The sequence below is a fragment of the Enterobacter sp. ECC-219 genome, assembly GCF_043966805.1.
In the GTDB taxonomy this organism is placed as follows: domain Bacteria; phylum Pseudomonadota; class Gammaproteobacteria; order Enterobacterales; family Enterobacteriaceae; genus Enterobacter; species Enterobacter cloacae_N.
Window position 1 is genome coordinate 3,143,096 of sequence record NZ_CP143680.1, and the last position, 22,352, is coordinate 3,165,447.

20 protein-coding genes are annotated in these 22,352 nt (G+C 57.2%); 8 read left to right on the forward strand and 12 right to left on the reverse strand.

The genetic code is table 11. The features are described 5' to 3' along the window. The 3 genes from glgX to treZ are packed head-to-tail and all read right to left on the reverse strand — an operon-like array spanning window position 1 to window position 6,344. Window positions 1-2,076 carry a glycogen debranching protein GlgX gene (gene glgX, locus V1603_RS14915; protein WP_116339830.1) on the reverse strand — a complete coding sequence of 692 codons (2,076 nt, stop codon included), beginning with the start codon at window positions 2,074-2,076 and terminating at the stop codon, window positions 1-3. A 15-nt stretch (window positions 2,077-2,091) separates the two neighbouring features. Then, window positions 2,092-4,560, reverse strand: coding sequence for a malto-oligosyltrehalose synthase (treY, locus tag V1603_RS14920; RefSeq protein ID WP_395312862.1), 2,469 nt, complete (start codon window positions 4,558-4,560; stop codon window positions 2,092-2,094). Beyond that, window positions 4,557-6,344, reverse strand: coding sequence for a malto-oligosyltrehalose trehalohydrolase (gene treZ / locus V1603_RS14925; protein WP_395312863.1), 1,788 nt, complete (start codon window positions 6,342-6,344; stop codon window positions 4,557-4,559). Before treZ ends, treY begins: the two co-directional genes overlap by 4 nt. Window positions 6,345-6,476: 132 nt before the next feature. Here treZ and V1603_RS14930 point away from each other — a divergent pair, with 132 nt between their 5' ends. The 4 genes from V1603_RS14930 (at window position 6,477) to V1603_RS14945 (ending at window position 9,875) form a co-directional block, all read left to right on the forward strand. Then, window positions 6,477-7,004, forward strand: a complete 528-nt coding sequence (locus V1603_RS14930) for a GNAT family N-acetyltransferase (protein WP_395312864.1) — start codon at window positions 6,477-6,479, stop codon at window positions 7,002-7,004. Between the two features lie 77 nt (window positions 7,005-7,081). Continuing rightward, complete coding sequence (locus tag V1603_RS14935) at window positions 7,082-7,834, forward strand: 5'-nucleotidase, lipoprotein e(P4) family (protein ID WP_116339821.1); 753 nt, start codon at window positions 7,082-7,084, stop codon at window positions 7,832-7,834. Between the two features lie 141 nt (window positions 7,835-7,975). Further along, a complete protein-coding gene (locus V1603_RS14940; RefSeq protein WP_233003311.1) occupies window positions 7,976-8,962 on the forward strand; it encodes an MBL fold metallo-hydrolase in 987 nt (328 codons plus the stop codon). Window position 8,963: 1 nt separating this feature from the next. Further along, the gene (locus tag V1603_RS14945) at window positions 8,964-9,875 is read left to right on the forward strand and encodes a LysR family transcriptional regulator (RefSeq protein ID WP_395312865.1); all 912 of its coding nucleotides are present in this window, start codon (window positions 8,964-8,966) and stop codon (window positions 9,873-9,875) included. Here V1603_RS14945 and V1603_RS14950 read toward each other — a convergent pair. Beyond that, the gene (locus V1603_RS14950) at window positions 9,866-10,750 is read right to left on the reverse strand and encodes a LysR substrate-binding domain-containing protein (protein WP_163329455.1); all 885 of its coding nucleotides are present in this window, start codon (window positions 10,748-10,750) and stop codon (window positions 9,866-9,868) included. The two genes, V1603_RS14945 and V1603_RS14950, sit on opposite strands and share 10 nt — an antisense overlap. 113 nt (window positions 10,751-10,863) lie before the next feature. On the opposite strand from V1603_RS14950, the gene V1603_RS14955 reads away from it, so the two are divergent. The 3 genes from V1603_RS14955 (at window position 10,864) to V1603_RS14965 (ending at window position 14,067) form a co-directional block, all read left to right on the forward strand. After that, window positions 10,864-12,351 carry a UbiD family decarboxylase gene (locus tag V1603_RS14955; RefSeq protein WP_116339814.1) on the forward strand — a complete coding sequence of 496 codons (1,488 nt, stop codon included), beginning with the start codon at window positions 10,864-10,866 and terminating at the stop codon, window positions 12,349-12,351. Between the two features lie 128 nt (window positions 12,352-12,479). Continuing rightward, the gene (locus V1603_RS14960) at window positions 12,480-12,767 is read left to right on the forward strand and encodes a VF530 family DNA-binding protein (protein WP_395312866.1); all 288 of its coding nucleotides are present in this window, start codon (window positions 12,480-12,482) and stop codon (window positions 12,765-12,767) included. 7 nt (window positions 12,768-12,774) lie between these two features. Further along, window positions 12,775-14,067: a glycoside hydrolase family 10 protein gene (locus V1603_RS14965; RefSeq protein ID WP_163329461.1), complete on the forward strand. Its 1,293-nt coding sequence runs from the start codon at window positions 12,775-12,777 to the stop codon at window positions 14,065-14,067. Window positions 14,068-14,108: 41 nt separating this feature from the next. Here V1603_RS14965 and dsbG read toward each other — a convergent pair whose 3' ends face one another. The 7 genes from dsbG to V1603_RS15000 all read right to left on the reverse strand — a co-directional run bounded on the left by dsbG (window position 14,109) and on the right by V1603_RS15000 (window position 19,443). Beyond that, a complete protein-coding gene (gene dsbG / locus V1603_RS14970; RefSeq protein ID WP_395312867.1) occupies window positions 14,109-14,867 on the reverse strand; it encodes a thiol:disulfide interchange protein DsbG in 759 nt (252 codons plus the stop codon). A gap of 41 nt (window positions 14,868-14,908) precedes the next feature. Continuing rightward, complete coding sequence (locus V1603_RS14975) at window positions 14,909-15,520, reverse strand: DsbA family protein (protein ID WP_192982242.1); 612 nt, start codon at window positions 15,518-15,520, stop codon at window positions 14,909-14,911. A 7-nt stretch (window positions 15,521-15,527) separates the two neighbouring features. After that, window positions 15,528-17,552, reverse strand: coding sequence for a protein-disulfide reductase DsbD family protein (locus tag V1603_RS14980; protein ID WP_395312868.1), 2,025 nt, complete (start codon window positions 17,550-17,552; stop codon window positions 15,528-15,530). Between the two features lie 48 nt (window positions 17,553-17,600). Further along, window positions 17,601-17,972, reverse strand: a complete 372-nt coding sequence (locus tag V1603_RS14985; RefSeq protein WP_116339802.1) for a hypothetical protein — start codon at window positions 17,970-17,972, stop codon at window positions 17,601-17,603. Between the two features lie 87 nt (window positions 17,973-18,059). Continuing rightward, window positions 18,060-18,620 carry an RNA polymerase sigma factor gene (locus V1603_RS14990; RefSeq protein ID WP_192982501.1) on the reverse strand — a complete coding sequence of 187 codons (561 nt, stop codon included), beginning with the start codon at window positions 18,618-18,620 and terminating at the stop codon, window positions 18,060-18,062. Between the two features lie 5 nt (window positions 18,621-18,625). After that, window positions 18,626-19,045, reverse strand: a complete 420-nt coding sequence (locus V1603_RS14995) for a hypothetical protein (RefSeq protein WP_233003318.1) — start codon at window positions 19,043-19,045, stop codon at window positions 18,626-18,628. A gap of 158 nt (window positions 19,046-19,203) precedes the next feature. Beyond that, window positions 19,204-19,443, reverse strand: a complete 240-nt coding sequence (locus V1603_RS15000) for a hypothetical protein (protein ID WP_133294458.1) — start codon at window positions 19,441-19,443, stop codon at window positions 19,204-19,206. Between the two features lie 316 nt (window positions 19,444-19,759). On the opposite strand from V1603_RS15000, the gene V1603_RS15005 reads away from it, so the two are divergent. Beyond that, window positions 19,760-20,401 (forward strand): hypothetical protein, encoded by a 642-nt coding sequence (locus tag V1603_RS15005; protein ID WP_395312869.1) that lies wholly within the window; start codon window positions 19,760-19,762, stop codon window positions 20,399-20,401. Window positions 20,402-20,780: 379 nt separating this feature from the next. Here the strand turns inward: V1603_RS15005 and V1603_RS15010 are convergent, their stop codons facing one another. Continuing rightward, on the reverse strand, window positions 20,781-22,331 hold the full coding sequence (locus V1603_RS15010; protein WP_395312870.1) for a methyl-accepting chemotaxis protein: 1,551 nt from the start codon (window positions 22,329-22,331) through the stop codon (window positions 20,781-20,783). Window positions 22,332-22,352: the final 21 nt, after the last annotated feature.

The following is a 22,352-nucleotide window of genomic DNA, read 5'->3' on the forward strand; positions in this document are numbered from 1 at the left end:
CTACGGACGTCTGAACAGGGTAATGCTGCGTCCGGCCAGTTCATACTCTACGGTGTCGGTGATCGCTGTTCCGGCGGCAGCGTCATCCGCCGTAGACAGTTCAAGAACCCATCCCCCTTCGCCAAACTGCGGGATCTGGAACGGCACGGTGCCTTCGAACGGGTTAAACAGCATCAGCACGTCGTGCCAGATGCCGTCCTCCTGCCTGAGATCCGGTCTGCTGATGGAGACCCCGAGCGTCGAACCTTCATCCCACTGCTCGGCCTGCTGCGGACCGCCCCCGGCATTAAACCAGCGGATCTCCAGCCCGTCGCGCCAGCTTTCACGGCGCAGCAGCGGCTGTTGCGCGCGAAGGGCAATGAGACGACGGGTAAACTCGCGCAGCGCAGCGTCGTTTTCGGAGAGCCCCTTCCAGTCAATCCACGAGATCTCGCTGTCCTGGCAGTAGCCGTTGTTGTTGCCCTTCTGCGTGCGGCCAAACTCGTCCCCCGCCAGCAGCATCGGCGTGCCGTGGGAGAACAGCAGCGTGGTCAGGAAATTGCGCTTCTGCCGCTCGCGGGTAGCAATAATATCCGGGTTCTCCGTCGGCCCTTCTTCCCCATAGTTGTACGAGCGGTTATCGTTATGCCCGTCGTTATTGTCCTCTCCGTTATCGGCGTTATGCTTCTCGTTGTACGACACCAGATCATTCAGCGTAAAGCCGTCGTGAGCGGTGATGAAGTTGACGCTGGCCCACGGACGACGCCCGCGCAGATCGTACAGATCCCCGGAGCCCAGCAGACGCGCGGCAAAGTCGGTGGAGACGTTATCCCCCTTCCAGTACTCGCGAACGGTATCACGATACTTATCGTTCCACTCCCCCCAGCCCGGCGGGAAACCGCCGACCTGATACCCGCCGGGGCCAATATCCCAGGGTTCGCCAATCAGCTTGAGTCTCGATAACACCGGATCCTGAGTCATGGCGTCGAAGAAACCGCCGCGTGGGTCAAACCCCTCGGGCTCGCGGCCCAGTATCGTCCCCAGATCGAAACGAAAACCGTCAATATGCATCGATTCCGCCCAGTAGCGCAGGGAGTCCATCACCATCTGTAGCACACGCGGGTGCGAGGTGTTGACCGTATTCCCCGTCCCGGTGTCGTTGATGTAGTACCGGTGCTGGTCCGGCAGGGTTCGGTAATAGCTGTAGTTATCGATCCCCTTAAACGAGAGCGTAGGCCCTAACTCGTTACCTTCCGCCGTGTGGTTATAGACCACGTCCAGAATCACCTCAATGCCCGCGTCATGATAGGCGCGCACCATGTCGCGAAAGCCCTGGATCCCCGCCGGGCCGTAGTAGCGCGACGCGGGGGCAAAAAAGCCCAGCGTGTTATAGCCCCAGAAGTTTTTCAGGCCACGGTCGAGGAGATGCTGGTCATCCGGGAACCAGTGAACCGGCAGCAGCTCCACCGAGGTAATGCCCAGGCTTTTGATGTAGTCGACCGAGGCTTTATGTCCCATCCCCTCAAACGTTCCGCGCAGCTCGGGCGGGATGGCCGGGTTCATCTGGGTAAAGCCCTTGACGTGGCTCTCATAGACGACGGTATGCGGCCAGGGCACGTTTGGCCGGTTGTGATCCTGCCAGTCGAAAGCGTTCGGGTCGATAACCTTGCATTTCGGCGTGAACGGCGCGCTGTCCCGCGTATCAAAGCTTAAATCTAACTCGTCATGCCCCAGCTCATAGCCGAAATGGGCGTCGTTCCAGTCGATATCGCCCACCAGTTCACGGGCATACGGGTCGATAAGCAGCTTATGCGGGTTAAAACGGTGACCGTTTTCAGGGTCGTAAGGTCCGTAGACGCGATAGCCATACAGCGCGCCGGGCTTCAGATCGGGCACATAGCCGTGCCAGACCTCATGGGTATATTCCGGCAGCTCCAGCCGGGCGATTTCCGTTTTCCCGGACGGGTCAAACAGACAGAGCTCCACCCGCTCAGCGTGCGCGGAGAACAGCGCGAAGTTAACCCCCTTCCCGTCATAATTCGCCCCCAGCTGTTGGCCATGACCGGCCCGAATTTCAAACGTAGTATCCTTTGCCATTTTCGTTCTCCACGATTATTCGCAGGTAAGCAGAACCAGTACACATCCTTTTTCTGACGTTAAATCCAGCGTCTCTTGCAGAATGCGGCTCTCACCGCTGAACAGATCCCGATAGCGCTTCCCGGCCAGTTCGTCGGGTATCGCTACCGTGGTATTGACCCACAGCTGATGATTATCGGTGACGCCAAAAACCAGACGCGGCACGGCAACGATCAGCGCCTCGTCTTCCTTAATCCGTGCATAGACAATCAGGTTTTCCTCGCGCTCGCCGGAAACCTTGAGCGGCAGCCAGTCACCGTAGCGGAAAAGCGCGTCGTAATGCGGTCGAAGTCGTAACAGCGTGGCGGTAACGAACTGTTTAACGCGCCCGTCACGCCAGCAGGCCGGGTTGTCAAACACCGTGGCATCCGCCGCGCTGAGGTTTTGCACCAGGGCCGGGAAGTCCGGCTCCCGTCGGTTATCCGGGTCGACCAGGCTAAAGTTGAGCGCCTCGCTGCCCTGATAGATATCCGGCACGCCGGGAGCTGTCAGCTTGATCAGCGTCTGGCTGAGGCTGTTCATCAGCCCGGCGCGGATAAAGGGCTGCATCGCCTCGCTGAAATCGTGCAGGAACAGGCTGTTATCCGAGGACAACAGGTGCCGCGCGTAGCTCAACACCACGCTCTCGTAGCTCTCGTTGCTGTCGATCCAGTCGGTGCGCTGCTTCGCCTCGCGAAGCGCTTTCTCAAGGAAGCCGAGGAAGCGCGTCTCCAGTGATGCAAGCCCTTCAGCGTCGTCCGGTGACAGCGTGGCAGGCCAGACGCCCGCCAGCGCCTGGTAGATCATCCAGGTATCTGCGGCGTTCGGCGCGGTGCCGTCATTAAGAAAACGCACCCGGGTCTGGTTAATCTGCCGCCAGCGGGCGAGATTTTCTCCCCAGCGTTCCGGCGCCTCCGTCAGGGTGTAGAGACGCGCCCGGGCGTCTTCTCCGCGCTTGGTATCGTGCGTGGAGGTGCCCAGCAGCGCGTCGGGCTGACGGGCCAGACGAATGCGCATCTCCTGGTGAAAGCGGGATAGTGAAAACGCGCGCGGCGTCGGGTCAGCGCCCACTTCATTGAGCGCAAGCTCAAGGTTAAGGCGGAAAAACAGCGTGTCTTCCACCGACTTCGCCATCAGCGGCCCGGTCAGCTGCTGGAAGCGTGTTCTGAAAAGCGCGGCGGACTCGCGGCAATCTTCCGGCAGGTCGCCGGTAAGAATGCGCACAATCAGACTCAGGGCCGCCTCGGACGTATTTACGCCGGCGACCACGCGGCTAAGCAGCGCCACGTCCGGCGGGGTTAACCCCTCGCGAGTGCCATAGGTGCGGTACACCGGAAACGCAATAAGCAACTCGCGCAGCGCGTGACGGATTTCCTCGCGCGGCAGCGCAACCTCATTACGGCGGGCCAGATCGTCAGCAAGGTTTAGCAGCGTGGTGAACTCGCCCTCAAAATTACGATCGGTCATCAGGCCCTTGGCATCGCGCAGTTCCGCATGGCGATCGACCGTCATTCCCAGCGTCTCGTCGTGGATGGTCTCCAGACGCGACAGGTTATCGTCATCGACCAGCACCTCCGCCAGCGAGGCGATAAACTCGTACCCGGTGGTACCGGAAACCGGCCAGTCGGTGGGCAGCTGCTCTCCCTTCGCGAGAATTTTCTCGACCGTAATGTAACAGTCGGGTCCGGCTGCCTGACGCAGCTTCTGCAAATAACCCTGCGGATCGGCCAGGCCGTCAATATGGTCAATGCGCAGGCCGTCTACGACGCCCGCGTGAACCAGCTCAAGGATCAGCCGGTGCGTATCGTCGAACACCTGTTCGTCTTCAACCCGAACGCCCACCAGACCGGTGATCTCGAAGAAGCGCCGCCACGAGAGCTGCTTCGGCGCTTCCCGCCAGGACATCAGCCGCCAGCTTTGCGCGTCATGCAGTTCGGCAATGCTTTTCTCCTCGCTGTACGTGCCCGGGTTGAGCGGGTACGCGGTGTCGTAATAGACCAGAGAGGCTTTGTTAGTGACAGTGTCACATTCAAGCGTGATAGCCCCCTTCTCCAGCTCCACCTCAAAGGTGTCGCCGAGAAACGGCAGCGTCAGTGGTCGCGACGCGTCGATATCGAAATAGCGGAAATAGCGGCTCTGCTGGCCGTATTCAATCACGTCCCGCCACCAGGTGTTCTCCAGCGAGGTGGACATATGGTTTGGGACAATATCCAGAATCAGCCCCATGCCAGCCTGCCTGAGCGCCGCGGCCATGCGGTCAAAGCCTTCCCGACCGCCGATCGCGGGGTCAATTTCATTCGGGTTGGTCACGTCATAGCCGTGAGTGGAACCCGTTGTGGCGGTAAATACGGGCGAGGCGTAGAGGTGGCTGATGCCGAGGTCTTTCAGATACGGCACCAGCTCGACAGCGCGGTCAAACGTCATGCCGTTGCGGAACTGGATACGGTACGTGGCGGAAGGGATCATAACGATGCGTCTCCATCAGCAAAGCGAACGACAATACTGTTCGGCGGCAAAACGTCCGTTACCTCCGGCCAGGCAAAGCGCGTCTCCCCTGAAAGCACAGGCAGCGCGACAGGCTTACTGCCGATATTAAGCGCCAGAGAGAGCGTCCCGGACGGGAAGTGCCAGCTCACCACCACCATGCCGGGCACGGTCTTGATTACCTTGCCCTGAACGGTGCCGCCATGACGCAGAAGCGGAACGATATGGCGATGGCGCAGCGTCAGCAGGTGGCGCGTGAAGCGCAGCCACGTTTTACCTTCGTCGGTGGCAATCTTATGCCAGTCGAGCTTTGATCGAACGAAGGTGTTCACGTCGTTCGGATCCGGGACGGTTTCATCGTGCCCGGCGTGGCCGGTAAACTCTTTCGCGCGCCCCTCCCGCACCGCTTTTGCCAGATCGCCGTGAAAATCGGTGAAGAACAGGAACGGGTGCGTTTCACCGAACTCTTCGCCCATAAACAGCAGCGGGATATGGGGAGAAAGCAGTAGCGCGGCAAGCAGCACCCGCGTCTTATCGGCCCCCGCGAGGGTGATAAGCCGCTCGCCCTGGGCGCGATTCCCGGTCTGATCGTGGTTCTGAATAAAATCGACGAAGAACTGCGGCGGCTGCGTGCTGCACTCCACCCCGCGAGATTCGCCGGTTTGCAGCGAAATCTCACCCTGGTAGACAAACCCTTCCGCCAGCGCACGAGCGAACTTTTTCTCCGGCTCAAAGGCAAAATCCTGGTAGTAGGCGTGCGTTTCGCCGGTAGCAAACACGTGGGCAGCGTTGTGGAAGTCATCATTCCACTCGGCGGTGAACAGCGGCGTGTTGCCCTGTTCATCGCGCGGATGCAGGAAAATCACGTTGCGGCTGTCTTCCGTGGTCAGGTGAACGTGACGGTGCGGGAGCGCCTCGCGGATCTTCGCGGCAATCTCCTCAAGAATGTGCGTCTCCGCGCTGTCTTTAATCTGGTCGATGGCATCAAAGCGCAGGCCGTCCAGACGGTATTCCGTCAGCCAGTAGAGCGGCGCATCGGTAATGTACTGCCTCACCGGCTCGCGCTCGTAAGCGATGCCGTTGCCCCACGGCGTCATACGCTCCGTATCGAAAAACGCGGGCGACAGCAGTGGCAGATAGTTCCCCTCCGGGCCGAAGTGGTTGAGCACGATATCCAGCACCACGGAAAGCCCCAGCCCGTGCGCGGCGTCGATAAACGCGTGGAAATCCTCCGGCGTGCCGTAGGCAGCGTGCGGGGCATACAGCAGCACGCCGTCGTAGCCCCAGCCGCGGGATCCGCCAAACTGGGAGACGGGCATAACTTCAAGCTGGGTGATACCCAGCTCTGCAAGATAAGGCAGCTTGTCGATGGCCGCCCGGAAGGTGCCCTCCGGGGTAAAGGTGCCGATGTGAAGCTCGTAGATAACCGTCTCTTCCCACGGCCGCCCTGCCCAGTCCCGGTTAACCGGCTGATAGCGTCGGGGATCGATAACGACGGAGGGGCCGTTAACATCGCCCTTTTGCGCGCGCGATGCCGGGTCGGGTACCGCCATGCCGTCCTGCAGGACAAACTGATACTCTGCGCCGTGCGTGACGCCATGAACGTCTGCCTGGAACCAGCCGTGCCCCACCGCCGTCATCGGCACGTCGGTGGCGGCCAGACGTAGCGTAAGTTCTTTCTGTCCTTCTGCCCAGACGCGAAAACGTACAACGTCATCGGAAATAAACTCAGCACCCCACTGCTTTTGAAATGTCCTGAATTCCATTCATTGTCCTCGAATGACCCACATTTTACGCGGAACGAAGTACAAGCTTAGTTCAGGATTAAAAGTCCGTTAGCTCAGCGGATTTAACCGCTTCGTCTATTCTTTATGAAATAACTCACTACCGGGAATACTATGCAGATTCGAAAAGGATTAAATACCGATCTCCCACGCCTTGAATGCTGTGACTTTTCTTTCACCATTAGCCGCATCGCCAGAGAGCCTTTTATCCACGGTGATTTGCATATCGAAGCCGTTGCCGAGCCCTGGATAAAAACCTACGAGCTCGACATCCAAACCCTTGAAAACCACTGCGTTAATCCGGATGCCATCTTTCTTGTTGCTGAAACGGATGACGGTCAAATAGCCGGATTTATTACCGCGTCAATCGGCTGGAATAAGTTTATTTCGGTGGATTACATCGCCGTGGAGCGCACGAAACGCCGAACCGGCGCCGTGCAAAAGCTGATGGCCGCCGCGCACGTCTGGGCCCGGAGCGTAAACGCGCCGGGATTACGGCTTGAAACACAAAATGTGAACGTCTCTGCCTGTCTGTTTTACCGTCACTACGGGTTTACCCTGGGCGGATACGATCGTTATCTCTACAACGCCTTGCCGGAAAAAGACGAAGTCGCCCTGTTCTGGTATTACATGCTGGTGTAGCGATGCAGCCTTCATATTTCTGTCATTGAACTTCATTACGCTTTCGGGATTTTAACCACGGTGTTGAGGAAAGAAGTGTGAATTCAATGGCTAAGGCATTACTGCTGGTATTACCTGTTATGAGTGCAGCGGCGACGGCCGCCGGGCGAGACCTGTGTGAACCCAAAGCGTACGAAATGGCGCTGCGCTATCAGCAGAAATCGGCAGAGATTATGGCCCTTCAGCTGCAGACGTATCGGTTTGCCACCGAGCGCTTCAACGAGAAGTTAAAGGATCTGAAAACGCCTGAAAATTACGCCGTAGTAATGGACCTGGATGAAACGGTACTGGATAACACCCCCCTGCTGGTGCGCGACATGGAGCAGTGTCACGACTATACGAAATGGGATACCTGGAGCGACTGGGAGAAGCAGGGAAAACCCGGCTTAATTCCGGGAGCGAAGGCATTTCTTGACCATGTGAATCAAAGCAAGGTCCGTATCTATTACGTCTCGGACCGCATGCAGGAAAATAAAGCCGATACGCTCAGAACGTTAACAGCCCTGGGACTTCCGCAGGTGTCCGATGAAAGCGTGCTTCTGGATACGGTCAGCAAGGAAGAGCGTCGCCAGAGCATCCTCAAAAAGCAGCAGATCGTGATGCTGTTTGGCGACAGCCTGCCGGATTTCGCCGTGCAGTTTAAAAACAAAAAGCCGAGCGAGCAGCAGCGCGAGCTGGTTGAGGCCAGCGTGGAACACTTCGGTAATGACTGGATTGTGCTGCCTAATGCCGCTTATGGCTCCTGGTCGAAAGCCACTCCGGACGGCTGGAACGCATCGCTGAAAAAATAACGTTTTACGAGCCGGGAAAGGCTTCACTGTCACCCGGCTTTTGCGCTGAGCTATTTATCTCGTTTATAGGTCCTATCATTTCCGGGCAGGTTCTTATACTTTTACGGAGCAGTAAGATGAGCACTTTCAAAGGAGACTCGTATGCTTACCGTGAAAAAACTTGCTCTTTCCACGCTGATTTCAAGTTCAATGCTTTTTTACCCTGCGCTGCAGGCCTCGGCGGAGACGCCGCAGCACGTCGTTAAGCAATCGGCAGGCGGTTACAGCGTGCAGGTCGGCGACGTTGTGGTGACCTCGTTTACCGACGGGACCGTCGCGCAGGATCTGCACAAGCTGCTGCGCCGGACCACAGAGCAAAAAACTGACGCACTGCTCGCGAAAAATTTCCAGACCAACCCGGCGGAAGTGTCCATCAATGCCTTTCTGATTGCGATGCCCGGACACAAAATCCTGGTCGATACCGGCTCCGGCCAGCTCTTTGGCCCCGGTAACGGCGGACGTCTGATTGAGAGCCTCGCCACTCAGGGAATCAAACCCGGGGACATCACTGAAGTCCTGCTGACCCACGCCCATTCCGACCATGCGGGCGGCCTGGTGAAAGACGGCAAGGTGGTGTTCAGCAACGCGCGCGTTTACGTCGGCAAACCGGACGTCGACTTTTTCTTTAACGAAGACAATCAGAAAAAAACCGGCTACGACCAGAACTACTTTGACGTCGCGCAGAAAACCTTAAAGCCCTATCTTGACGCCGGCAAAGTGGTGCCGTTTAGCGGAACCTCTGAGATTCTTCCGGGGCTTACCGGCACGGTTCACCCTGGACACACGCCGGGTTCGGCCTTCTACACGCTTGAAAGTAAAGGCGAGAAGATCACCTTCATCGGTGACGTTATTCACGTTGCGGCGGTCCAGTTCCCGCAGCCTGAGGTTACTATCGCCTACGATCAGGATCAGGACGGCGCAGCCCGCGTGCGCGAGCATGCGTTCGCAGAGTTTGTGAAAAACAGAGACCTGGTTGCCGCGCCCCATCTGCCTTTCCCGGGCATCGGGTATGTGACGAAAGGAGAGAAAGGCGGCTATGCCTGGGTACCTGTCACCTATACCAACCGGGACGCCAGCAGCGCGAAATAAGATGGCGCCCGTTTCTGAGATGGACATAGACCTGCTCCTGACGCTGGACGCTCTGCTTCAGGACAGGAACATCACCCACGCGGCCGCGCGGCTGGGCATCAGCCAGCCCGCGCTGTCCGCTCGCCTGGCGCGTCTGCGCGCGCTCTTTGGCGAACCGCTATTTATTCCTTCTCCGCATGGACGCGGGGTGTTACCCACGCCGAGAGCGGAAGCGCTGAAGCCGCAGGTAGAGAGCGTTTTGCGCGGCATTAGCGCGATGTTTGCCCCCGCCGCGTTTGATGCGAAGACCAGCACCCGGACCTTTGTCATCGCGCTGCATGAAAACCCGGCGCTGATGCTGGGCACCGGGCTGCTTAATCAGGTGGTGGCCGATGCTCCCCGCATCCGCCTGCGCTTCGCCCTGCCGGAGATGGCTGCCCTGCCGCAGCAGCTGGAAAACGGTGATGTCGATATCTATATCGGCGTGAGCGCGGGTGCCCATGACGGCTGGGTAAGGCGCAAACTGCTCGACGACGCGTTTGCCACCGCCCAGCGCAAAGGCCATCCGCGCGGGACCGGTGCGTTAGACCTGGAAAGCTACTGCGCGCTTTCCCATCTGGTAGTGTCGTCGGCCGGGGATCCGTTTACCGGCTTTGTCGATCAAACCCTGGCCGGGCTGGGCCATCAGCGGCACGTCGCGATGTCCACCCAGAGCTACGCCATGGCGCCTGCGCTTGTCGCCGGTACCGATCTCGTTTGCACCTTACCGGAACGGATGCTGCGACAGTTCGCCAGCACGCTGGATATTTTTCCCCCGCCGCTGCCGCTCCAGCCGATTACCATTTACATGTACTGGCACCCGAAAAACAGCCGGGATCCGGCGAGCGTCTGGCTGCGCGAGCAGCTGCTGGAGGCGGCCGGGCGTCAGATGTGATCGAGGGTAACCAGAAACTTTTTAAGCACTTCTGAGCGAATAATCCGGTGGCAAACCAGCGTCAGCTCGCTTTCCCGGAGCCGGTCCAGGATGTCCACGTAAACCACATTCTCGACGCTCACCGCCTTTGCCGATGCCGGCAACAGCGCCAGGCCAAATCCGGCCGAGACAAGGCTTATCACCGTGGGCACGTCAGTCGCGTTTTGTACCACGTCCGGCTGAAAGCCCGCGCCGCTACAGGCGTCAAAGAAATACTGTTCCAGCCCCATTCCCTCCGGGTCGCGCAGGGAGATCCATTTTTCATCTTTCACCGACGAAAGCGTCAGCGCGGACGATCCCGCCAGCGGATGCTGACGATAAAGCGCCAGGACCGTTTTCTCTGACGCGAACGGGCGGCTTTGCAGATCGTCAGGCAGCGACGGCAGCGGTGCCCGGATAATGGCCACATCCAGCTGGTTACTCTGCACAGCAGAGTAGAGCGTCTGCACGTTTCCCGTCACCAGCGACATGGTAATGGCCGGCCAGCGCGTGTGCATCTGGCGCAGCGCAGTGGGCAACCTGCCGTCAAACATCGCGCTCGATACGCACCCCAGGTTTAACACCCCCTGCTCACCTCGTGCCGTTTGTCTGGCGTCCAGAACCGCCTGCTCGGTCAGGGAGATGGCGAGCCTGGCTTTCACCAGAAACGCTTCGCCCGCAGGTGTCAGGGTTAAGCGGCGGTTCGCCCGGCTAAAGAGCGTAACGCCTAAACGTTCTTCCAGCGCCTTTATCTGCTGGCTTAACGCCGGCTGCGCCATGTTCAGACGCTCGGCGGCCCGATGCATGTGGAGCTCTTCGGCAACGACGATGAAATGGCGCATCTGACGAAACTGCACGGAACGCCTCCTTATTTTGATATGAATTCACTTATCAATTTAACAGCAATGATGCAATTGATGCTATTGGTCATTGCCATAAAAATGGAGGTATTCAAACGAGGGAGGAAAATATGGAAAACCCGATCAACGATCTCCGCAGCGCCATCGCCCTGCTTCAGCGCCACGAAGGGCACTATCTTGAAACCGATTATCCGGTCGATCCCAACGCGGAGCTGGCGGGTGTGTACCGTCATATCGGCGCGGGCGGTACGGTAAAACGTCCGACGCGCATTGGCCCGGCCATGATGTTCAACAGCGTGAAGGGCTATCCGGGCTCCCGCATTCTGGTGGGCATGCACGCCAGCCGCGAGCGCGCGGCGCTGCTCTTGGGCTGCGAGCCCTCTGAGCTGGCAAAACGCGTCGGCCAGGCGGTGAAAAAGCCGGTCGCCCCCGTTGTCGTCCCCGCCTCGCAGGCGCCGTGTCAGGAGCAGGTTTTCTACGCTGACGATCCTGACTTCGATCTGCGTAAACTCCTTCCGGCACCGACCAATACGCCGATTGATGCAGGCCCGTTCTTCTGCCTGGGGCTGGTGCTGGCAAGCGATCCTGAAGATAGCTCGCTGACGGATGTCACCATTCACCGCCTCTGCGTCCAGGATCGCGACGAGCTTTCTATGTTCCTTGCCGCCGGCCGCCATATCGAAGTCTTCCGCAAAAAGGCGGAAGAGGCTGGAAAACCGCTGCCGGTGACCATCAACATGGGGCTCGACCCGGCCATCTATATCGGCGCGTGCTTTGAGGCCCCTACCACCCCGTTTGGCTACAACGAGCTGGGCGTCGCCGGGGCGCTGCGCCAGCAGCCGGTCGAGTTGGTACAGGGCGTGGCGGTAAGAGAGAAAGCGATAGCGCGGGCGGAGATTATCATCGAGGGTGAACTGCTCCCGGGCGTGCGCGTTAGAGAAGATCAGCACACCAACACCGGCCACGCGATGCCGGAGTTCCCGGGCTACTGCGGCGAGGCGAACCCCTCCCTGCCCGTGATCAAAGTGAAAGCGGTGACCATGCGAAACCACGCGATCCTGCAAACGCTGGTGGGACCGGGAGAAGAACATACCACGCTGGCCGGTTTGCCGACGGAGGCCAGCATCCGCAATGCCGTTGAGGAGGCGATTCCAGGCTTCCTGCAAAACGTCTATGCGCACACCGCAGGCGGCGGCAAGTTCCTCGGCATACTGCAGGTAAAAAAACGCCAGCCGTCGGACGAAGGACGTCAGGGCCAGGCGGCGCTTATCGCCTTAGCCACCTATTCGGAATTGAAGAACATCATTCTTGTCGACGAAGACGTGGATATTTTCGACAGCGACGACATCCTGTGGGCGATGACCACCCGCATGCAGGGCGATGTCAGCATTACCAATATTCCGGGGATCCGCGGCCACCAGCTGGATCCGTCCCAGTCGCCGGAGTACAGCACCTCGATTCGCGGAAACGGCATCTCCTGCAAGACCATCTTCGACTGCACGGTGCCGTGGGCGCTGAAGGACCGCTTCGAGCGCGCACCGTTTATGGAGGTGGATCCGCGTCCGTGGGCGCCGGAGCTGTTTAAAGACAAAAAGTAAACGGACATTTCTCTTTTCTTCACCCCTCAGGGGTGAAGAATCTCACGCTAAAATTGCCGCTTCCCCTGCTTTCTTGTACCCTTTCACCGGTAAACCCACCCCCACTAAAACTGAGACCTTCGACACCTATGACTGCACACATTTCCAAAGATCCTTTACATGGCGTAACGCTGGAGATGATGGTCAACGCCCTGGTGGCGAAATATGGCTGGAGCGAGTTGGGTGACCGTATCAAAATTAACTGTTTCAGAAAGGACCCCAGCGTTAAATCGAGCCTGAAATTTCTGCGCCGCACCCCATGGGCGCGGGCGGAAGTTGAAGCCCTGTATCTGGACTCCCTTAACGACGAGGAAAGCACAGAACAGGCGGTGCCCGCCTTTAATCCCTGGGCTAACAGTCGGATTATCAAGAGCTAATACGCAAATGACGCGACACGTAAAACGGATCGGTGCGCTGGCTGCCTGCGCACTTTTACTTGTAAGCTGCTCCTCAAAACCACCCAAATCACTGGTTACCCCTCTTCCCACCGCGAGCAAACCGACACCGCAGGCCAACGCGCCGATGCGCGGGATCTGGCTGGCGACCGTCTCGCGTCTCGACTGGCCGCCGGTGGCCTCGGTGAATGGCCGCAGCGCCGACCAGCGCATCGCCATGCAAAAGCAGGCGCTCACCAGCAAGCTCGACAATCTTAAGCACCTCGGGATTAACACGGTATTTTTCCAGGTGAAGCCGGATAGCACCGCGCTCTGGTCATCAAAAATTTTACCGTGGTCGGATATGCTGACGGGCAACATCGGCGAGTACCCGGGATACGACCCGCTGCAGTTTATGCTGGATGAAGCGCACAAGCGCGGCATGAAGGTCCATGCCTGGTTTAACCCATACCGCGTGTCGACCAACACGAAGCCGTCAACCATCGCCGCGCTGAACCGAACCTCATCTCTCTCCCCGTCCAGCGTCTATGTGCAGCACCCGGAATGGGTGCGCGTCTCCGGCGATCGTTTTGTTCTCGACCCAGGCATTCCCGAAGTACGCGACTGGATAACCAAAGTGGTGACCGAAGTGGTGGCGAACTACCCGGTAGACGGCGTGCAGTTTGATGATTATTTCTATGCCGAATCGCCGGGATCCGCGCTCAACGACGCGCAGACCTGGCGACAGTACGGCCAGGGATTTGCCTCAAAGGCCGACTGGCGAAGACACAACACGCAGCAGCTGATCGTGCAGGTGTCCCGCGCGATTAAACAGACGAAGCCCGACGTTGAGTTTGGCGTCAGCCCGGCGGGCGTGTGGCGTAACCGCTCCTTTGACCCGGCAGGCTCGGACACCCGCGGCGCCGCTGCTTATGATGAATCCTACGCCGATACGCGTCAGTGGGTGCAGCAGGGCCTGCTCGACTACATCGCGCCGCAAATTTACTGGCCCTTCTCCCGGGACGCCGCGCGCTACGACGTCCTGACCAAATGGTGGGCCGACGTGGTGAAGCCGACCCACACGCGCCTGTATATCGGCATTGCGTTCTACAAGGTGGGCGAGCCCTCGAAAAATGAGCCGGACTGGACGGTTCAGGGCGGCGTGCCGGAGCTGAAAAAGCAGCTTGATCTCAACGATTCGCTGCCCAACGTCAACGGCACCATCCTGTTCCGGGAAGATTACCTGAACCAGCCGCAGACGCAGCAGGCGGTGAACTATCTGAAAGGGCGCTGGGGAAGCTAAGTAACCATCAGGCAGAAACGGGGCGTTTCTGCCTGATTTTTTTACGGCTTCGGCCCGAACATCGCCTCAAGCTGCTGCGCGTCCGGCATTCCGACCACCTGCTGTAGCTCATTGTCTGCATTCAGATAGTAAATGGCCGGCGTGGCGTTAGCGCCCAGGCTGTCCATCAGCGTCTGGTGCTTCTGCAGGATCTCTACCGTTTCACGGGAAGCGTCCCCTTCTGGCCTGGGCAATTTTTTCCCACCAGAAAGCTCGTATTCACGCCAGGCGGAGACCGGATCTTTCGCATTCAGGATCGCAGAGGCGTTGCGCCCGCTGTTAGGGTTGAGAAACGCCACCAGCAGCGTGTTGAGCTGAACCTTGCCCGCCTTCACCCACGGCTGCGCTTCTGCCCAGAACTGCTTGCAGTACGGGCAGAACGGATCGGCGAAGACGAAGACCTTACGCGGGGCGTTATCCGCTCCTTCCTTCAGGGGATGCGCCGCGTTCAGGTTCTTCCACATCTCGCGTCCCATCGGAGCATAGATCTCTTTCTGGAAATAGCCCTCGCTGAGGTTTTTTCCTTTGTCATCGTACAGATAGCCCGAAATGACGTGCTTGCCGTCCGGCGTTAAAAAGATCGTCACGCCCATGTCCTGATATTGCCCCAGCCAGGCCGGTGCGCCGCCGGGAGCATCAAGTTTTTTAATGATTTTAATCTGCTGCTGTTCGCTGAACTGCTTCACCACATCCGGTATGGTATCAGCGGCCTGGGTCAGCCCTGAGGTCACCAGCGCCGAAAGTAACAATAATTTTTTCATTTCCCTCTCCGGTTTGTCGGGGGCATTCCGCCCCCTTCAGGTTAGCGGTTTTTCAGAGCGTCACTGACCATTTCGTCGAACTGTTCAAACGGAACCCAACCGGGCAGCAGCCCTTCGCCGATAAGCGTGGCGGGCGTGCCCTGAATTCCCATTTTTTCTGCGACGATCAGGCTGCGTTTGATCGACACCATACTCTCATCATCCGGCGCGGTGACGCTCACCCCGGCCCGTTTTTGCGCCTCCTGAATGCTGGCGTCATCGTGGTATCCCTTTTTTGCCATCAGGGTATGGTTAAATTTCATAAACTGCTCGGGATGTGCGCGCCAGACGGTTAACGCGTCACGTGCGGCGGTCAATGAACTTTCCGAGCGGAAAGGTAAAAACTTAAAGACCACCGCAACATCCGGGTGTTTTTCGACGATCTTCTCCAGGTACGGATCGAATTTCTTACAGTACGGGCAGTTGTAGTCGGTAAACACCACCAGGGTGAGCTTTGGATTTTTCGCGCCGATACGCGGTGAGTTCGGATCGTTAAACAGGAAATCAGCGATCATTTTCTGCGCGCGCTGCTCCTGGTCCGGCGTCAGCGGCTGGGCAGCAAACACCTGAAGCGGGGCCAGCAGGAGCAGAAGCGTTATAAGGAATTTTTTCATGACACAGTTAGCCTTTTGCGTTGTTCAGGGTGGTGACCAGGGTGCGCTTATCCAGCAGCGGGGAGAGGATCTCCCCCTCAGGCGTGCCGGGGCCATAGACCTCATTAAAGGGAATGGCGTAGCGGTTTCGCTTCGCCAGAAACTCCGCGATTAGCGCGGACGGCTGGCTCCAGTCTCCGCGCAGGGCCACCACGTCCGGCTGGCTCAGCGCGGCAATAACGTCCGGCTGACGCAGTACCCGGTGCTCGTTAACTTTGCAGGTCACGCACCAGTCCGCGGAGATATCCACAAACACCCGTTTCCCCTGCGCCAGCGCCAGCTGGATGGCCTCCTCGCTGAGCGGCTGCCACGGGATAGTCTGAGCGTCATTCCGCGCCACGGCGTCAGACGGTGAGTTAAGCAACCCGCGCAGCTGATACCCGCCGAACACCGACAGCGCGATAACCACGATCCAGAACAACGGCGAAGAGGTTTGCCCCTTCTTCGCGAACAGCGCCAGCGCGATAGCGATCAGCACCAGCATCACGATCTGGCTGACCGCCTCGCCCAGATGCAGGCTCAGCAGCGTGACCAGCCAGAGGCTGGAGGCCAGCATCATCAGGCCCAGGATCGTTTTGAGCGTGTTCATCCAGCGGCCGGGTTTTGGCAGCAGCATGGCCGTTTTCGGCACCAGGGCGACAAACAGCCACGGCAGGCTCATGCCCACGCCGAGCATCAGAAAGATGAGCCACAGGGAGTGCAGCGGCGCGCCAAGGGCAAAGGCAACCGCCGTACCGAGAAACGGTGCGGAGCACGGCGTCGCCAGCAGCGTGGCGAACATCCCTTCGCAGAAGCTGCCGCCGATCCCCGCTCCCCCTGCCGTCGCCAGCCGTCCTGCCGCAGAGGAAGGCAGCAGCATTTCAAACGCCCCAAACAGGTTCAGCGCAAACAGGAAGGTGACGGCGACCATCAGGCCGATAAACCACGGGTTCTGGAACTGAATGCCCCACCCCAGCGATGCCCCGGCCAGCTTCAGCGCGGTCACCATCGCGGCCAGCAGCATAAAGGAGGTAAGGATCCCGGCGCTGGTGGCCAGAAAGCGCAGCCTGATGGCGCGCCTGTCCGCTCCTGCCTGCAGGATGCTGTTAAGCTTCATGCCCATGACCGGCAGCACGCAGGGCATCAGGTTCAGGATCAGTCCGCCCAGCAGGGCAAAGAGCACCATTTTACCCATCCCTTCAGGCGCGGAAGGCTCTGCGGGGGTTGCCCCAACGGTCATGGTAGTTTGCTGCGCGTTACCGCCATTAGTCAGCACAAACGACAGCCTCTTGCCTTCCAGCGAGGCGGGTTTATCGCCCCATTCGTCGGTCACGGGTACCGCCACCCGAAGCGTATTGCCGTCGTGCTTAATAACCGGCTCGCCGGGAAGAATGTCTCCCTCCAGCGGGTCAAAATAGATCCCTGGATTGACCCACTTCCCGTCCGTGGTGCCGGTAATCACCAGCTTGTCGCCAGAGAGCCAGGCGGAAAGATCTGCGGATACGCCAGACGTGCCCGGAACAGTGCGCATTGCTTGCTCGAACTCGCTACGGAAGCCCTCATCCACCGGCTGGGTAAAATCGAGATGCAGCGGGTAGTCCGTCAGCAGGCAGACGTTACTGCACGTCGAGAGTGTGAGCGTTCCGTCGAGTGTGTCGCCCTTCACTCCGTCGAGAACGATCGGAATCGTGACCTTATCGTGATACCCCTGCGTCGTCATGCCGGAGATATCGAAGCGCGATGGAACCGGCCAGGACCAGCTGTCCGTTACGCCTTCCGGCCAGCTGATTTTTGGCGCGACGCCGCCCTCTCCCGGCGATCGCCAGTAGGTTTTCCAGCCGGGTTTTAGCTCAACGGTGAGCAGGCCTTTTACGTGCGTTTGTTCCCTCTCCGCCTGAAAGCGGATGCGGGCGTGATCGTTTTGTGGGGAGACCAGCCAGCCGGTGTCTGCCGCATGGGCAATGCCGATGCAGGACAGCCACAGGAAGACGAATCCCCTGAAGAGGTTAACCATGTATTACTCCGTGAACAGTGAAAAATTATCGTGTGGTGACGATGATTTTCATTCACGGAAAACGCAGTTTTTAAGGTGTATTCGGGGAGGCGGTGCCTGAACGGGCTGTTCCGCAGGAGCAAAGGCCCGCCCTTGCGTCAGCAGCTGTAACAGCGCGAAGAAGATAATGATGGCCGGTAGCGCGCCGTCAAAGAACAGCGGCTGGGCACAAAGAAGCGACTGGGCGCCTAACTGGCAGGGCGATGGCCCGGACTGCTCAGTCTTGCTGCTTTGCGTTGGGGCATCTGCACTCAGTGAAATCTGCGGATCCAGTCCCTGTAAAAAATGGTTGAGCATCACCGTACGCTGCACGAGGCAAAGCGCCATCGCGAGACAGGTGATAATCAAAAGCCATTTTCCGAGGAGCTGACGGTTGCGCATAATATTCCAGAGTAACAAGACGCCCCGATCATAAACGATAGTGATGAATCTACAAGTGCCCGGAGCGTAAGGTTTTGTCTGTCGCCGCTATTCACCCGTCAGCGCGTCGTAGATATCCCGCAGCCGCGTACGCAGAAACAGCACCGCCTTGTGCTTGCGGGATAACAGCGCCTGCTCTGTGGCCCCCGTCTCCTCTGCCAGCATTTTAATGCTGTAGCCGTGCAGCTCGGTCTTCTCAAACACCTCGCGCTGCGGCGGCGGCAGTTCAGACAGCGCCTGCCCCAGCTCTTCCCACAGCAGCGTTTTGAGATACTCCTCCTCTGGCGTTTGCGGTACGCCGAACAGGGTTTCAGCCAGCTCGTCTTCCGGGAAACCCTCGTCGTCATCCCCCGTAAAATAGCCGGAGAGCGAGACCTCACGCTTTTTACGCGCCCGGTCGGTCATCTCGTTACGCGCCGCACGAAACAGCCAGGCGGCGACGTTTTCGACCGGCTGCTCCACTTTCATCAGCTGATAGGTGACTTCCTGCAAAATGTCGTCGGCATCATCGCGAACGGACGTCCGTCCGCGAATAAAAGCTTTCAGCCGGGCGCGGCAGGCGTTGAGCGCCGACATCAGCATGGATCCGCCCGCCTCCCCGGCTTTCATTTCGCTCACTCGGTTTCCGGCGCTTTTGGCGCGGCGTCATCGCGCTTATCGTCACGATGGCCATGCCAGCCGCAGTGACCACGACCGTGGCGACCAAAGCCTTCGCGGCGCTGCTGAATAAACGCCTCACGCTGCTCGGGCGTCATGTTCATCCAGCGCTCGTGCATCCGGCGGTGCGCGCCAAACATCCCCGGGCGGAAACCCAGCCCGCCGAAAAGAATGCGGCTCAGCACCAGAATGCCCAGCGCCTGCCAGAATCCGATGGCCTTCACGCCGAGGATCGCCGGGAGCAAGGCGTTCCACAGGGACATCACCAGCAGGCCGAGCACGATGAAAATTACCGCGCCGATGATTAAACCCTTGCCCATACGGTGGCGACCGAATCCGCGCCCGTGACCCCTGCCGTGCAGTTCAAAATCTCTCATGGTGTTTACCTCGTTTATCGTAACTGATTATGGCTTGTGATGAGGTAGACGGATGAGGAAGAGAAATATTGCTGGGGTGAATATAAAATTTTTTGTGCTGCGGAAACTGGACTCATAGCGGTTAGGGCTGGCGCTCGCTATGAGTCACCTTCAGACCATCATTTTTTGCGAATAATTCGCTTAACGAATGCGATAGCGATGGCGGCCAGTATGATCGACACCAGAGCGAGGAAGATGAGCAAGGACAATAGTGGATTTAACAAGCCACCTAAACTGGTGAAGTCGCTGATACGACCAAGTTGCTCGGACGTGCATACACGCAGAATGATCTCAGGGATAATAAGCAAAAATATAATGACGGTCAGGACATAAACCAGAGCACTCTTGCGCTTTCCCATTTCCGTTGTTGCCCCTCTATCAAACATGATAAATGATAATAAGGTAATGATACTGCAAGGTTATTTAAAATGGCACAGAAATCATAAGCAACATCCTGTTCAAGGCATTAAAGTTTCACTTAAAACTGCCGATTTATCAGTTACCACTTAATTTTGAGACCCCAAAATGCTTTCTGATATTTTTAAAAATAAAGATTTTATTATTTATTTTATTTATGGCGCTATATTTATGTTAATTGTATACAGAGCGTACGGAATGTCTAATTTACTAAGATTTATCTTTCGCTACTTGGCAATTGGCTACTCAGATGTAAGAATGAAAGAACTTGATGATAAATGGTTTGATATCCAACTATTCAAAATCACCAACGGAATTAACACCACCAACCTAAACGACGCGCGACTAATCCAAAGAGGGTTAAATGAGGGGGTGTTAAAGCCATCATGGTTTTTATTTACCAGTTCATGGGGAGACATCACCATAAAAATGTCGAAAAAGAAACTAATCTTATCCTCTTTAATGGGGTTGGTTATATTTTGCATGGGGAATTATGCATGGATTGAGCAAACCAAGATTGTAGGTGGATTCGTCAAGGTCGACCACAAGGAATTTAGTTATTACCTTTCTAAAGAAAAGCTGATCATAACATCACTTAACAGATCCATTGATAACGCCACCGTTCATAGTAAAGAGGATTGCAAGAGTATCCCGAACTCTATCGCTAAGGACTCGATGTTCTCCATAGCATGCATGAAGCTACTTGATGATAGATTGTCGTATATATGGTGGCTTGAAAAAGAAATCCAGTCTGTAAATAACAGAAAAAACACGCTAAAACTTATATCTTACATTTATTGCATCACTAGCGTCCTGTGGGGTTTTTCATTATACCAATTCAACCGTGCTAGCACTCATGTAGTAAATTACAAATTATCAATGCAAAATCAGACCTCATAAAAAAAGTAAAAGACCACCTTCGACCACTTTTATAGAAGGTGGCTTTCGCGAATACCCCTGTAAGAGGTATTGCAACTATAAAGCCACCCATTTTAGCTCCATATATTTTACAGATATCTTGTTTTGTGTTGTTTGTTTCGAATGTAATTTCAGACAGAGCGATATACAAACATACTCCGGTAAAAATAGATTAGTAAAAGACCTACCGAACACTAAAAATGTTCACTACATGTGCGAATAGCTACCTCGCTCCATAGCAAATCAAAAAAAGCATGTTAGTCATTACAAATGTAAAAAATCACCGCCGAAAACTGTCAGAATTATAAAATTGCGGTGGAAGTAGTAAACGACGAGGCCCTCTCAGGGGCCTCACTTCAAATCAAGCCCGCACCGGCAACCTAAAACTCGAAATACTCCGTGAAAGCTGCTGCGCCTGTTCTTCCAGCGAGGCCGCTGCGGCGGCAGACTGCTGCACCAGCGCGGCGTTCTGCTGGGTGACGCCATCCATCTCGGTCACCGCCTGCCCGACCTGGCTGATCCCGCGGCTCTGCTCTTCGGAGGCGACGGAGATCTGCTCCATCAGCGTATTCACTTTATTCACCGACGAAATAATCGAATCAATCACCTCGCCCGAGCGGCTGACCAGCTCCGCACCGTTTTTCACGCTGGAGACCGACTGCGTAATCAGGCTCTCGATATCCTTGGCTGCCACCGCGCTTTTCTGCGCCAGGGTGCGCACTTCGCTGGCCACAACCGCAAAGCCGCGACCTTGCGTACCGGCGCGCGCCGCTTCAACCGCCGCGTTCAGCGCCAGAATATTGGTCTGGAAAGCGATGCTGTTAATCACGCTGGTAATGTCTTCGATGCGCTTCGAGTTCGCCGCGATGGTGTTCATCGTGTCGATCACTTCACGGGTCACCGCTTCACCGGTATGGGCATTTTTCACCGCGTCCTGCACCAGTTTACCGGCCTGATAGACGTTGTCGGTATTGTTCGCCACCGTCGCGCTCAGCTCTTCCATGCTCGCTGCCGTCTGGGTCAACGCGGAAGCCTGCTGTTCGGTACGTGACGCCAGGTCGATATTCCCGGAGGCAATCTCCTGCGCCGCGTGCGTTACGGTATGGCTCGCATCGCGCACCTGGGCGATGGTCGCCAGTAGTGCCTGACGCATCTGCTCCATCGAGCCCATCAGGTGGTCGATTTCGTTATGTGAACTCCCCTTCACCGGCACCGGAGTGTCCAGCTTGCCCGCCGCAATCTGGCTGCAGTGCTCGCGCGCCAGGTTAACCGGGGCAAAGACGAAGCGCTTCATAAAGAGGCTGACCGCGACAATCACCGCCACAAACAGGCAGGCAATAACGGCAATCATCGCCAGGCCGGAGACAAAATTACTGCTCGCATCTTCGTTCAGGCTTTTGGCGTATTTCTGGTGGACCGAAAGCACCTGGTCGAGAACGATTTCGTACTGACGGTCGAGGCGGGAAACTTCCGGGATCAGGGCGTTAAATTTAGCGACATCGTGCGCCGCCGCGGCATCGATCAGCGGTGCCAGCCCCTGGTTGCGGTAGTTTTGCCAGGCGTCCTGATAGGCACTCACCAGCGGCGCTTCATCCGTCAGACGCGGCGACGCCATAAAGGCCGCAAAGGCATTGTCGGCTTTGGTCAGCGCCTCTTTCACTGCGGCAAGCTTTGCAGACTCGTCTGTCGAGTTGCCCGCTTCCACCATCTTCACGTACTCCATCACCCGCACGCGCAGCGTACGGCTGTGGTTGATGGGGTCAATAATCGACAGCACCACCTGGATCTCTTTGTTCACGTTATCCAGGGAGTTATTACTTTTAATGATGAGGCCAACGCTCGTCACGGTGCTGACGATAAAGAACAAAAGCAGCGAGAACAGGACAATCAGGGACGACTTTTTCAACGACATAAACCAATACCTCAAGGAGAA